General features: G+C 43.8%; 9 protein-coding genes. 5 read left to right on the top strand and 4 right to left on the bottom strand.

Going from position 1 to position 13,273, the window contains the following annotated elements:
- Positions 1 to 67: 67 nt before the first annotated feature.
- From DRB05_RS06640 to DRB05_RS06625, 4 genes are all read left to right on the top strand, one after another.
- Complete coding sequence (locus DRB05_RS06640; RefSeq protein WP_128726235.1) at positions 68 to 838, top strand: hypothetical protein; 771 nt, start codon at positions 68 to 70, stop codon at positions 836 to 838.
- Between the two features lie 24 nt (positions 839 to 862).
- The gene (locus DRB05_RS06635) at positions 863 to 1,237 is read left to right on the top strand and encodes a hypothetical protein (protein WP_128726234.1); all 375 of its coding nucleotides are present in this window, start codon (positions 863 to 865) and stop codon (positions 1,235 to 1,237) included.
- Positions 1,238 to 1,813: 576 nt separating this feature from the next.
- Positions 1,814 to 2,953, top strand: coding sequence for a DUF1570 domain-containing protein (locus tag DRB05_RS06630; RefSeq protein ID WP_128726233.1), 1,140 nt, complete (start codon positions 1,814 to 1,816; stop codon positions 2,951 to 2,953).
- 545 nt (positions 2,954 to 3,498) lie between these two features.
- Positions 3,499 to 4,740, top strand: coding sequence for a UPF0149 family protein (locus DRB05_RS06625; protein ID WP_128726232.1), 1,242 nt, complete (start codon positions 3,499 to 3,501; stop codon positions 4,738 to 4,740).
- Between the two features lie 91 nt (positions 4,741 to 4,831).
- Here the strand turns inward: DRB05_RS06625 and DRB05_RS06620 are convergent, their stop codons facing one another.
- Together DRB05_RS06620 and DRB05_RS06615 are read right to left on the bottom strand one after the other, a co-directional pair.
- Positions 4,832 to 6,523 (bottom strand): hemolysin D, encoded by a 1,692-nt coding sequence (locus DRB05_RS06620; protein WP_128726231.1) that lies wholly within the window; start codon positions 6,521 to 6,523, stop codon positions 4,832 to 4,834.
- 510 nt (positions 6,524 to 7,033) lie between these two features.
- A complete protein-coding gene (locus DRB05_RS06615; protein ID WP_128726230.1) occupies positions 7,034 to 7,339 on the bottom strand; it encodes a hypothetical protein in 306 nt (101 codons plus the stop codon).
- A gap of 112 nt (positions 7,340 to 7,451) precedes the next feature.
- Here DRB05_RS06615 and DRB05_RS06610 point away from each other — a divergent pair, with 112 nt between their 5' ends.
- Positions 7,452 to 8,333, top strand: a complete 882-nt coding sequence (locus tag DRB05_RS06610; protein WP_128726229.1) for a LysR substrate-binding domain-containing protein — start codon at positions 7,452 to 7,454, stop codon at positions 8,331 to 8,333.
- Between the two features lie 317 nt (positions 8,334 to 8,650).
- On the opposite strand, the gene DRB05_RS06605 is transcribed toward DRB05_RS06610, so the two are convergent.
- On the bottom strand, positions 8,651 to 10,561 hold the full coding sequence (locus DRB05_RS06605; protein WP_128726228.1) for a S9 family peptidase: 1,911 nt from the start codon (positions 10,559 to 10,561) through the stop codon (positions 8,651 to 8,653).
- Positions 10,562 to 10,721: 160 nt separating this feature from the next.
- Positions 10,722 to 12,908 (bottom strand): catalase/peroxidase HPI, encoded by a 2,187-nt coding sequence (katG, locus tag DRB05_RS06600; RefSeq protein WP_128726227.1) that lies wholly within the window; start codon positions 12,906 to 12,908, stop codon positions 10,722 to 10,724.
- Positions 12,909 to 13,273 lie beyond the last annotated feature (365 nt).

Below are 13,273 nucleotides of genomic sequence, written 5' to 3'. Positions count from 1 at the left end.
TAAATTTATTTATCGATAAAAACTTTGATTGTATTTCAAAACTTTAGCAACTAGGACACGCAAACAAATGGATGGCTCAGCGTCACAACAACACAACACAGTAAAAAAAGCGGCTTTATTTTCATTTAATAAATTTGTTGCTTTTACCGTTTTTATAACCAGTATTGTCATTGGTGCTTATGCAACTGATATTGTTGAGATAGTAAAGGCCTACGTACTTTATTCTGGTAGTAGCTTGATTCGCTTTATACCAATTTTGGTGCTTAGTGTGGTGATGATAAGTTATTTATATTATCAATTTGAGAGAGCCGGACTAAGCACTTTTAGGAGATTCATAAAGTCAATTTTAACTGTGTTTGTATGTGCAGCATTTTTTTCAGCAGGGATGTTTCTAAAAGATCCTTGGATATCACTTTCCATGTTCAATGATGAATACGATGGCCCCGTTAAAACTTTTCAACACTACGCGGGGTTTGAAGTAAAGAAGGATAAATGTGAAAAGCGCGGCAAAAATCTTACTTGCTCCTTTTACGCTATTAACCTGCTTCCTCGTGATAATGCTTTTAGGATTAGAAATAAAAGTTATGCGATTGATCATAAAGATAGTCAAGCTAGATTACTTGCATACTATGTAGGTGAAAAGCGTTACGGTAGTTATAACTCTGATTACTTTACTGTTCCAGTGGGCAGTAAGCGAATGTTTAAAATGGAGTTTGAGCTTTCATCGGATGAAAAAATGGTATTTGCTCCGTACTTGTCAGTAGTGCTGGATGCAGAACATCATGAAGAAAAGCATCTCAATTTTAGATCGATGAAGGTTGTAGACTATATTCAGTAGTCTGAGGTTTTGCAAAGGTGAATTATGAACCATGCCCTTAAATTTTTACTGTCTATCATGATCGTCATCGTGACTTTTGTCGTGTCAGCAACCTTGGCTGGGATATTAGCGGAGTATGCGGGCTGGTGGAAAAAACCGGTGATAGGCGGTGTAGCAGCGGCTTGTGTGGTGTTGTCGGGTTATATAAGTGCGCCGGTGTATAAGTTGTATTCTGCGGCGGTGTGGTTATTGATTGGTGCAGGTGCTGCCTGGGTGATGTCGAGCGTGTTTATGTATGCTGAGGATGCCGACACCTCAGTGCCTTTGTATGTCACTTACTCAAGTGGTGTGTTTGCTTTGGCACTTTGTTGGGGTTGGGAGCGTCGAAAGGTTGTGCGAGGGATTGGTTTTCAAGAATAGTGCGCAAGAGATCGCCACGTAAAGTGGCTCCCACCAGCGGGGGCTAATGTGGTGGGAGTGGATTTATTCCGCGATGTTTTATGAAGAGATCGCCACGTAAAGTGGCTCCTACCAGTGGGGGCTAATGTGGTGGGAGTGGATTTATTCCGCGATATTTTATGAAGAGATCGCCGCATAAAGCGGCTCCCACCAGCGTAAGGCTAGTATGGTAGGAGCGGATTTATTCCGCGATGTTTTATAAAGAGATCGCCGCGTAAAGCGGCTCCTACCAGCGGGGAGCTAGTATGGTAGGAGTGGATTTATTCCGCGATGTTTTATAAAGAGATCGCTGCGTAAAGCGGCTCCCACCAGCGGGGGCTAGTTTGGTTGGGGCGGATTTATACCGCGATGTTTTATGAAGAGATCGCCGCGTAAAGCGGCTCCTACCAGCGGGGAGCTAGTATGGTAGGAGCGGATTTATTCCGCGATGTTTTATAAAGAGATCGCTGCGTAAAGCGGTTTCTAACTGCGGGATTCTAGCTTGGTTATTCTTACTATCAGGATATTTCAATAAAAAATAGGATTGAGGGTCAAGGAATGAAGGGCGCTTGGAGCGAGTGGAAGGAGGCTATTTTTAAGGCCTGCTTAGTTGTGTTTTCTGTGTTGTTGTTTCTCTTTTTTGATGGCCGTGAGTTTTGGTTTACTCAGATACAGCCTCAGCTAACCAATATGCTAAGCAACCAAAAAACTGAATTAAATAGTGCGCCAGTGGTTTCAGAGCAAAAGTTCAAACAACCAAGTTCAGTTCAGTCAACAAACGGAGATACTTTTGACCATCAAACGAGTTTAAGACAGTTTGGTCGCTGTGTTTCTCAGCAAGCCGAGGGAATCAAATACCGTGTTGAGAATGGCATCTACACTTGGGTTGATGAAAGAGGCATTACGAATTACTCGGATAAAAAACCGAGTTCTGCGGCTAAGCCTTATCAGCCAGAGCGTAATCGTGCTCTTGATTTCTTTGACCTCAATATCTCCGGTCCAAATATCACGGAAAAGTTTAAAAACACCTTGAGCGCTAAACTGAATGCCGTATTTAGAGGGTATACCAGTATTGTTGGCTTGGAGGCGATGCAAAAGGTGACGCTCAGGATCAAGGTGCTACCTAATCGGCACGAATATGAGCGAGTGGTTAAATCCTATGGTGGCAATCCAAAGGGTAATGTTGGTCTCTACTTGGGTAGATACAACCTTGCTTTGGTCGAGCAGAGAAATCATCATGCGACGATGCAAACCGCTGTTCATGAAGCGGTGCACGCTATTAATCAGACTGTGATTGGATATACGCCGCGTTGGTTAAATGAGGGACTTGCAGGCTATTTTCAAACCGTAAAAGTGACGATGCAGATCGGCACTGTTGCACCAAATCAAGCTAGATTACATCGCGGTTATATTAAAGGGCGAGTGTTATCGCCTTATGAGCTCATTAATGCAGAATCCAAATGGAAGTCTTACAATTCTGAGCTGATGTATAAAAGTAGTTGGGCGACCATCCATTTTTTGATGTCTACGACAAACGGTAGACTGAGTTTGAAAAAGTTGATGCTGCAAGAGCAAACTGAGCGATGTCGTGCTTTGAGTAACCGAGAGTCACAAGCTTTGTTACGTGCACATTATCCAAACATAGTTGATAGATTCGCCAGCTTTATACAAAGCCCAGTAGAGCCGCAAAGGTTGTGATCCTGAGTTTGATGTAAAGATCGCCGCGTAAAGCGGCTCCCACCAGCGGGGGCTAGTTTGGTTGGGGCGGATTTATTCCGCGATGTTTTATGTAGAGATCGCCGCATAAAGCGGCTCCCACCAGCGGGGAGCTAGTATGGTAGGGGCGGAATTATTCCGCGATGTTTTATTTAGAGATCGCCGCGTAAAGCGGCTCCTACCAGCAGGGCTAATGTGGTGGGAGTGGATTTATTCCGCGATGTTTTTTTGTTGAGATCGCCAAGTAAAGCGGCTCCTACCAGCAGGTCTAGTGTGGTGAGAGCGGGTTGGCTCCGCGATGCTTTCTGTAAAGATCGCCGCATAAAGCGGCTCCCACCAGCGGGGAGCTAGTGTGGTGGGAGTGGATTTATTCCACGATGTTTGCTGTATGGATCGCCGCGTAAAGCGGCTTCCATCAGCGGGGGGCTAGTTTGGTTGGGGCGGATTTATTCCGCGATGTTTTATGTAGAGATCGCCGCATAAAGCGGCTCCCACTTACTTATCCAATTATTAAAGGAATGTTCTATATGACTCCAAGTGCGTTACGCAAAGCAGTTAATGCCTTTTCTAAGGATACTCAGCATCAACCGGATTATTATTTTGTTGAAGGCTATTTGATTGGCAAAGTTGCTATTAATGATATGGCTGAAATACACGAGTGGTTGCCTGAGCTCTTTGGTGATTACACGGCTATTTACCGTGCTCAGTTAGAGGCCTTAATGGATTTGCATGAGCAGTGCGTTTCAAGCTTGGATGGCAAAACTTATAAGTTGCCAAAAGAGTGTGCGCTCTCTAAGCAAGACTTTGCAGCATCATTAGCAAAGGGGGCTCCATTACCGAGCTTTTGTCTTGGTCTGCTCAAAGCTTTGGATAAAGTATCTTTTGAGAACTTGTCACTAGAGCAGAAAGGTGCGGTAAGTGAATTACAACAACAGCTAACCGGATTTACTAGCTTAGATGCAGCAAAGGCAACGTTTTCACACGCTGAGCCTATGGTGCCTTTTGAGCGGGAGGCTCATGACGTAAAGCGTTATTTGGCTGGCGCGATTATGGAGTTAGGGGATACTTTAATTTGGGATCCTGAGTTAGACAATGAGCTCGGAGCGTTTGAATTTGAAGAAGATTTTGATGAAGAACAGGAAGAAATAAGAAACTCACTGATTGAGAATTTACTCAAATTGACTCACATCGATTCAATCCCTTTACTTGACCAGTTTATTCATAATGAAGAACAAGACTTTATTACGCCTGATTATATTGAGGAAAATCAAGGCAATTTTTGGCTTATTCACGAAACCAGACCTTATATGTTTATTCGTTACCATAAAGCGTGGATTTACTTTTGGGCAGACAGAGTTCAAGAGGCGGTTGATGAACTAGCAGTGCTGCTGCGACTTAATCCAAACGATAATCAGGCCTGTCGATATCTGTATGTGAACGGTTTAGTTATCTTAAAACAGTGGGATAAGCTACAAGCTTGTCTTGATGAATATGAAGAAGAGAGCATTTTTATGCTATCTGCAGAGGTGTTGATGCGCTTTGCACAGGATGGCGAGAGCAAAGCCTCGAATGAGCTAAAAGCGACAATCAAAGGGTACAATAAGCACTTTATCAAGATGCTTACAGGTCAAGAGAAGACCAAACAAAAAGAGATATATGGCTACACATTGGGTTCAAAAGAAGAAGTCTTAAGTTATATAGATTGTGGTGGCAAAAAAGCCTGGTTAAGCGTTGAAGGAAGCCTCTTTTGGCTGCGCAAGAAAAATTAATCGAACTTTATTTCAGGTTTGCTGAGTGAGTCGACAATTTAGAAAAAGGCCCTAAATTGGATAGGGCCTGCTGGTTGGGGGTTGTGTTAAGCTATATGCCTTCAATCATCCACTTCGCGGATAACTGGTCCGGCTCGCCATGGCGATTTAACTCAGGTTGGTTTTGCGCTTGGTTAAACCAAATATATTGCTGCCAAAATTGATTTTTGATATTCCAAACACCACCTTGATAAATCAACGAGTAGAGTGCTTGCTTAGGGGAGTCTACGAGCTTGAGATAACCTGCGCTTTTGCTGCTGTAACTTAAAAACAGTGAAGGGGCCTGAGTGGCTCTAAAATAGTGCTGACCTTCAGTATTGGTTACCTGAATTAAATCGAGAGGCTCATTTGGGCTAAAGCTAATTCGGGTGTCATTGTTTAGGGTCTGTGCTGCTAAATACTGGTTATTTACAGGCGACTTTATCGTGATTTGTGTGCCTGTATCTGCACCTAACTGCGGATATGTCCAGCCGCTTGGTGGCGTTTGCCAGGTTAGAGATTTCCAGCGCCAGTTGTAGGGAATATCTAAGTGTGGATCGTTAAGATCTTCAAAACCAGGTTCGGCTTCGATATTAAAAAGACATTGGTTTCGCTGTGCATCTAGCTGTGCAACACGCTCTGTTTGGCTGGTTGTGCCTACATTTAACTCCGCCATACACGCTTCAAGAGACTTCCCTTTTCCTGACTCATTAGGGGCCAGTACATAAGTATGATCACGTTTATTTTCGTCCTCATACCAAGCCAGCATAGCGGCCTCGTCAAACGACAACCAGTTTTGTACCAATAGCTGTGCTTCTTGCTCGGCTACGCTACGTCTTTGTGCTTTTGGTGTTGCCATTGTGCGAATAAACGCAGCCCAGAGATCTTTACTGGCCTCCAGCGCGACAATCGCGACCGGTTTCATGCTGCTAATACGATAAGACGGCCAGCCAGACTCTAGGCGTGTATTCGCTTGCCAGATCACATCGCCACTGGTGAAGTTGAGCACATCTTTGGTGTCGTGCGAATGCTGCTCGGCACCCTCAGAGCAAAGGTAAGCTTTTACTTGCCAAACCTTTTCGTAGTTATCTTGTGGAAGCCTTACCGTATGCTCTGGACTAAATGAATCTTGAAATAGGTGAACGGCACGGCCAAACAAAAAATAATTATGATCTACTTCCGCAAGGGCGGCGTGGCCACCACCATCCCACACCTTGAGGCGCTTTTCCTCAGCCATAGCCGCATCAATAAAATGTTGAACAAAGCGTTTTTGCGCGCGATAAGCTGCATCTACACCACCTTGGCCTGCAATATCATCATAGCGGCGCATAAAATGATCTAGCTGAATGTCAGCCGGTTCTTGGGAGACTGCGCTAAAGCAGTTTGGGCCGGTTGGATCGGTACTGGCGTTGGTAACGTTAAATCCAGCAATATCAACCCAACGCTCACCGACGATAGCGGAGTTCACACTGTCGTATCTTGGTTCATAGAGCGGGTTGTTGTTTAACTGGGATTGGAGTCGAGTAACTTCATCTTGTGCGGTATGTAGTGTGATGTTCTTTGCCAGACCATAGCGCCAAGCGTGTCTAGGGTCGTTAGGATCTGGTTCGATAATATGTTCGGCATCCAGCACCTCAAGGGCTGCGGTGCGGGTTAACCATTCATGTCCCATGGGCATGATCCCTTGTCCACCAAATTGGGTGAATGCTTGAACAGTACTGCTTAATACAAGTCCGAACGTAATTGTGAGAGGCTTTATTTTCATATCTACTCCTTGAAAACTAAAAGCAAAAATAGCGTTTTTACTCAACTTAGGGGCAAGGATTATAGTTTGTGAAATAAATGTTTCAATTGATTTTTGTTTGTAACGAATAAGTTTTCTTATCAACAGACCTGTTTTTGAAAGTTTGACTCATACATGGTTTGACAAGGGTAAAAATAGTTTTTATTTAATATCAATTAATTATGGGTTTTATGCTGATGCGTTATGTTCTGTTACGAAGTGGAATATGCACATTTTATTGCTGGTACTAAAGTTACTCTACTTAGCTGGGATTCAATTTAAGCGAAAGTTAGCGCATACTTGAGTGCTCTTTGTTAACAGGTGTATTGTTCTTTGGTTGTGTTGAAACCATCTGTTAAATGTTTATGCTTTCGAACTGATGCAAACACGCACAACACAGTGATAACGATTAGCAACTACCGGAAGCAAGTTGCTAATGCTAATTTCAAACCATCTTTTAGAACAAAAAAGATGCTGAGGTACACATGTGATCTACAGCAAACTTAAAATATGTTTGGCATTTTGTCGGGCAAGACAACCTTTGATGGGATCGGTTGAAAACGTTTTAGCCGATATCTCCATAGGCTCCCCTTCATGAAGTACATCACCGCTATAGACTTTAACTCGACAGGTCGTTTTGTTTTGCTCTTCTGAATAAACAAGCTCAACTTTTTTGGCCTTCATGATTAAGTTTTTGTAGGGGTATCCCGCATCAGTAAATACTTTTTCAGTTTGTACCTGCTCGGATGTTGATGCGAGTGCTGCTAGAGGAAATGCAAGAATAATTGCGTATTTCATGATAAAGACTCCTTCCGTCTCTGATTTCACTGCTAAGTATTGTGCGCATTCATAAAACTGACAAACTAGAAATTCTGACCTATAGTTAAGTTTTAATTAAGTAAGATAGCGAATGAAATCACCTCCACTCAAAGGACTTTGGTATTTTAAAACGGCGGCAGAATTAGGTAGTTTTAAGCAGGCGGCGGAAGCCTTATTCGTGACTCAAGCTGCAGTGAGCCAGCAAATAAGAACACTCGAGCAACAGCTTGGTTGCATGTTGTTCGAGCGGCAAACAAGGAAGGTATTGCTAACCCAGCAAGGGCAAGACTTGTTACCTTATTTACACAAGGCTTTTGGGCAAGTTGAAATGGGTCTATCGACGTTAAAATTAGATCCGAATCCAAATACCATTAACCTGTCAGTTTTACCTTCATTTGCTACCTGTTGGCTTCTACCAAGATTGGCGAGCTTTAACAAAGCATTACCAGACTACCAGTTACGTATCGATCCAACCGAACAACTCGCCGATTTTAATCACGACGGTATTGATATTGGGATCCGTTTTGGATTTGGTAATTACCCGGGACTGAAAAGCGAGCTCATCGCTGAGGACGAGTTAGTTCTCGCCTACCGCCCAGGATTAATTGACCCAAATAAACCGTTGCGAGGACAGCTATCAAAACTCAACTTTATCTATGATGAAGGTCGAGATAATGAACGTGCGTGGATAGAGCTTAATAAGCAACTTGATCTGAGTGGTCATACATTCAGTAATCTCAAAATTGATAATGCAGCATTAGTTCAGCAGGCAACAGTAGCAGGGCAAGGATTTTCTTTGTTACGTCGACGTTTAGTGAATCAATCTTTAGAGCTTGGCCAATTAGAAATCTATCCCGACTTTGCATGGTTATGTGAATATCGGTATTACTTGGTTGCACCTGAACGCCATTTTGAGTGGCCTAAATTAAAGGCGTTTCGAGATTGGATAGTGGCTGAGCTTAGTGCATGCTGAGCTATACTATTTAACCTGAGCTTCGGATAATTAATGCCTTTCTAGCAGCCAGTTTTAGCGCTAACTGCGTTGAATTCACTTCCAATAGCCAGCTATTGGTGCATAAATTCGCCTTGTTATCCCTAAAACTGACTGGCTAGATAAGGGTATAATTTAATGTGGTATTAAAAACAATGAGTTAGCTCATTCCTTATCCAAACCTCAGGTTATTTAGCCTTATCTCACGATGTATTTTTGCGCAGAGGGGCCATAAGTAAGCAGTTCGGATCCGAGCTGAGTAATCGAAGGTCAGATACTCGGATCCGGTGGCCTAGTTGTTAGAGGTGCTTTTTAAGAAAGTCGAGATAGGCTTGAGAGGCCTCAATACGGTTTTCCTTTTTTGAGAATCCATGTCCTTCATCTTCAAATAAGACGTATTTGACCGGCACATTGTTTGAGCGAACCGCTTCGACTAACTCATCACTTTCAACTTGCAGTACACGTGGGTCGTTTGCACCTTGCACCACCATTAGTGGTTTAGTGATATTTTTAGCATGGAAAAGCGGTGATATACGATGCAAACGCTCTTTATCGGTAGCTGGATCGCCTAGCTCATCATATAGTGACTTGCGATATGCCTCCCACCAAGCAGGAATAGATTCAAGAGTTCTGACCCAGTTAGTTACACCAAAGATATTTATCCCCAGCTTAAACTCTTCCGGCTCAAACGCCAATGCAGCAGCTGTCATATAGCCACCATAGCTTCCGCCCATGATGCCAATGCGATCAGCATCAACCCAGTCCAGTTGCTGTAGGTATTTTTTACTCCAAACAATATCTTGTAAATCATCTTCACCATGACGTTTGTCGTCTAAGTGAAAGAAGGTTTTACCATAGCCAGAGCTACCTCGGTTGTTTACGGCAAAAATGGCATATCCTTGGTTAACTAAGTGCTGAGTAAGTGCACTATAACCTGTCATGCTTTGGCCTCCAGGACCGCCATGAACAAATACAAGCGCCGGTACCTTATTTGTTGAACTCGCTAGCTTTGGTTTATAAAGTACTCCTGGGATCTCCAAACCATCAAAACTGTTAAAGCGAGCGATGGTGCTTTCGACCAGATGGTCGGTATCGATTTTATCGCTTAAGGTTGAGGTCAGTTGCTTAACTTCGTCACTGCCAACCCGCCATACGTACAGGTTATTTGGCGAAGTATCTGAATTTAAATAAAAAGCCATCAGCTTTTCGTCATCAGAGAAATTAACACTGTTGATGCTACCTGCGGGGAGCTTGGGTAAATTGATATCCTTGCCAGTTTTAAGGTCGGTGATCGTCACTTTGATACTAGAGTCTTCGTTTACACCAACAACGCGGTAACGGTCAGAATCTGAGAAATACAAAAATCGTACATCCCAATTTTTTACGATGTAAGGCGTGTGTTTACCCGTTGCGATTTCATAGCGCCAAGTTTGAGAAAACTCACCATGGGCATCAGTGCTGTAGTATAAATACTTATCGTCCTTAGAAAAGGCTGAAGCGAAAAAGTTTGCTTCGTGCTCCACATTTGAGATCTCAACGAGTGGGGTATCTGGGTTGTGTAAATCGAGTAAGAATAGGTCGCTGTCTTTATTACCTTGGGCATTGACAAGTGCAAGGTAGCGGTCTGTCTCGCTCATTTTTTGGACATTTAAGTTTTTGTCATTTTTATAGATAAGTTCACTTTCGTAAGTGCTGGCATCAAAGCGATATAGATCCATAAAGCGTTCATCGCGCTGGTTACTTAACACGAAAAATGCCTTGTTATCCTCAGAGAAACCGACAAAACCGGCTCTGACCTTTTCTCCCGGTGTGAGATCTTTTACGTTGCCGTTTTGGTCACGGACAAAGAGATGAAATTGTTCATTACCGCCACCGTCTCGAGTGAATAAGATACGGGGATCGTTGGGAAAGTATCCAATTGGATAGGTTGAGTCTGCGGCATCGGTTATTTGTGTTCTTTTGCCTGTTTTAACATCAACTTCATATAGGTTAAATATACCCGACTCATCAGAAGCCACTAAGATTTTCTTTGCATCAGGGCGAAACGCGTTACCCTGAATGTCTGTGGTATCAAAAAATGTTTCTGCTGAATACGTCTTAAAGTCAGAGATAGCTTGAGTAGTTTGCGGTGGATTAACTTGTTGAGTGGTTTGGTTACATGCCGTTAGCGAAGCGATCAACGCACATGCTAGGAGTGATTTTTTAAACATAATTTCCCTACTTTCGTTATTATTATTGGTTTCTAGCATATAGCGATAAAAATCAATGGCAAGCAAATCACTAAGGTTTTGTGTAAACCAATGTAGGATTAGTATGTGATTGACTTTACTGCGGAAAAGTCAATCACATCCCAAGTTTATATTGAAGTGATTATTTTAGGTCAAATCGGTCTGCATTCATTACTTTGGTCCATACCTCAACGAAGTCACGGACAAACTTCTCTTTGCTATCATCTTGTGCGTACACTTCGGCGTAAGCGCGCAAAATAGAATTAGAACCAAAGACGAGATCAACGCGAGTCGCGGTCCATTTTACCGTGTCCGTGTCGCGTGTCTTTATCTCGTATAGGCTCTCTCCACTTGGCTCCCAGCGATATGCCATATCGGTCAAGTTGACGAAAAAGTCATTACTCAAAGTGCCAACATTATCGGTAAATACGCCATGCGATGTTTGCCCGTGATTGGTGCCTAGCACGCGCATTCCGCCGATCAGTACGGTCATTTCCTTGGCTGTGAGGCCCATCAGTTGGGCTCTATCAAGTAGCATTTCTTCTGGTTTTACGCTGTAGTGCTGTTTTTGCCAGTTGCGAAAACCGTCATGTACAGGCTCTAATACATCAAATGACTCAATGTCGGTTTGCTCGTCTGTGGCATCGCCTCGTCCAGCGGCAAAAGGCACTTGGATTGACACACCGGCATTTTTAGCCGCTTGTTCAACAGCAGCACAGCCACCCAATACGATTAAATCAGCCATGCTTACGGTAGGCGTAAAATTACTTTGCACGACTTCTAATGCCGCGAGCACTTTCGCTAGACGTTCTGGTTCATTTCCAGGCCAATCCTTTTGTGGGGTTAGGCGGATCCTCGCACCATTTGCACCCCCTCTATAATCGGAATATCTAAACGTTCTAGCACTATCCCACGCGGTGGCTACTAATTCTGAAAGCGTCACATTGGTTGCTAGAATCTGTTGCTTGAGGGCGCTAATTTCACTGTCGTTTAGGGTGTAGTTAACGCTGGGGACTGGATCTTGCCAAAGCAGGTCTTCATTGGGTACTTCAGGGCCAAGGTAACGACTTTTAGGGCCAAGGTCGCGGTGGGTGAGCTTAAACCAAGCTTTGGCAAAAACATCGTTAAAATAGTCGGGATCGGCGTAGAACCTCTCTGAAATTTTACGATAAGCAGGGTCCATTTTCAGTGCCATATCGGCATCTGTCATCATCGGCATGCAGCGTTTGGATGCATCTTCAGCGTCAATTGGTTTGTCTTCTTCTTTTATATTGATAGGCTGCCATTGCCACGCGCCCGCAGGGCTTTTGGTTTGTTCCCATTCGTACGTGAACAGCAAATAGAAGTAGCCATTGTCCCATTGAGTTGGGTTCGTCGTCCAAGCGCCTTCGATCCCGCTGGTTACTGCATTAGAACCAATGCCACGTGAGCTGTGATTCATCCAGCCAAAACCTTGTTCATGCAAGTCCGCGCCTTCGGGCTCCGGACCTAATTCATCGGCATTGCCATTACCGTGCGCTTTACCCACCGTGTGTCCGCCAGCGGTTAGGGCAACGGTTTCTTCATCGTTCATTGCCATTCGAGCGAAGGTAACACGCATATCTTCAGCTGTTTTTAGCGGATCGGGATTACCATCTACGCCCTCAGGATTAACGTAGATAAGGCCCATCATCACAGCGGCAAGCGGATTTTCTAAATCGCGTTCGCCGCTATAACGACTGTTTTGGTTATTTGAGGGAGCTAGCCACTCTTTTTCGCTTCCCCAATAGGTATCCTTTTCTGGATGCCAGATATCTTCTCGGCCACCGGCAAAGCCAAAGGTTTTGAATCCCATTGACTCATAAGCAACGTTGCCTGCCAGCACGATTAAATCGGCCCACGAAATTTGGTTGCCATACTTTCTTTTGATCGGCCAAAGTAAACGCCGTGCTTTATCTAAGTTTCCGTTGTCCGGCCAACTGTTCAGCGGAGCAAAGCGCTGATTCCCCGTGTTTGCACCACCGCGACCATCTGCAACACGATAACTGCCCGCAGCGTGCCATGCCATTCTGATCATTAATCCTCCATAGTGTCCCCAGTCGGCGGGCCACCATGGCTGAGAGTCTGTCATAAGTTGCTCGAGATCTTTTTTAAGGGCGGGATAATCAAGGCTGTTAAAGGCGCCTTTGTAATCAAAATTGGCATCCATCGGATCGGTTTTCGTATCGTGCTGATGCAATATGTCTAGGTTCAGGCTATTTGGCCACCACTGGTGCTCGCTATGCTCTGACGACGTATTTGCACCATGTGCGAAAGGGCAAATCGATGGTGTGTTTTGCTTCTTATCCATGGGAGATCCTTGTTTGTTCGATGACGGAAGATTGCTAGGGCCTGTTGATCTCTCAAGTTTGTTTTTGCAGCAGTATGATTGATGTGTATATAGGGCAAGTTGTACACCGCGAGCAAAACACGCTCAGAGGAACAAAAATCAAATCGCAAAGACCAATAAACCCTAGATAAAGGTAGTCCCGGTAAGTGCTTTTTACCAGATTTCGGTGACCTTAAAGGCCAATATTGAATACCAAGAAAGTTGTGACATTTGTGACTTTCTGGGAAGTGTTCACGCCAAATCTGACTGATCACATGACTTTTTATTAGGTGCTTGAATATTCAATAAAAGTAAATAAATATTGCGCAAATCGTCTAGAATTGTTT

The organism is Pseudoalteromonas sp. A757, assembly GCF_004103285.1.
In the GTDB taxonomy this organism is placed as follows: Bacteria; Pseudomonadota; Gammaproteobacteria; order Enterobacterales; family Alteromonadaceae; genus Pseudoalteromonas; species Pseudoalteromonas galatheae.
The sequence above is the reverse complement of the archived record's forward strand: the minus strand, read 5'-3'. Positions and strand labels throughout refer to the sequence as shown.

Bases quoted from the DNA above. Each gene is read 5' to 3' on its own strand.
- DRB05_RS06620 (WP_128726231.1), bottom strand. From the start codon at position 6,523: ATGAAAATAAAGCCTCTCACAATTACGTTCGGACTTGTATTAAGCAGT.
- katG (WP_128726227.1), bottom strand. From the start codon at position 12,908: ATGGATAAGAAGCAAAACACACCATCGATTTGCCCTTTCGCACATGGT.
- DRB05_RS06635 (WP_128726234.1), top strand. From the start codon at position 863: ATGAACCATGCCCTTAAATTTTTACTGTCTATCATGATCGTCATCGTG.
- DRB05_RS06625 (WP_128726232.1), top strand. From the start codon at position 3,499: ATGACTCCAAGTGCGTTACGCAAAGCAGTTAATGCCTTTTCTAAGGAT.
- DRB05_RS06605 (WP_128726228.1), bottom strand. From the start codon at position 10,561: ATGTTTAAAAAATCACTCCTAGCATGTGCGTTGATCGCTTCGCTAACG.
- DRB05_RS06615 (WP_128726230.1), bottom strand. From the start codon at position 7,339: ATGAAATACGCAATTATTCTTGCATTTCCTCTAGCAGCACTCGCATCA.
- DRB05_RS06630 (WP_128726233.1), top strand. From the start codon at position 1,814: ATGAAGGGCGCTTGGAGCGAGTGGAAGGAGGCTATTTTTAAGGCCTGC.
- DRB05_RS06640 (WP_128726235.1), top strand. From the start codon at position 68: ATGGATGGCTCAGCGTCACAACAACACAACACAGTAAAAAAAGCGGCT.
- DRB05_RS06610 (WP_128726229.1), top strand. From the start codon at position 7,452: ATGAAATCACCTCCACTCAAAGGACTTTGGTATTTTAAAACGGCGGCA.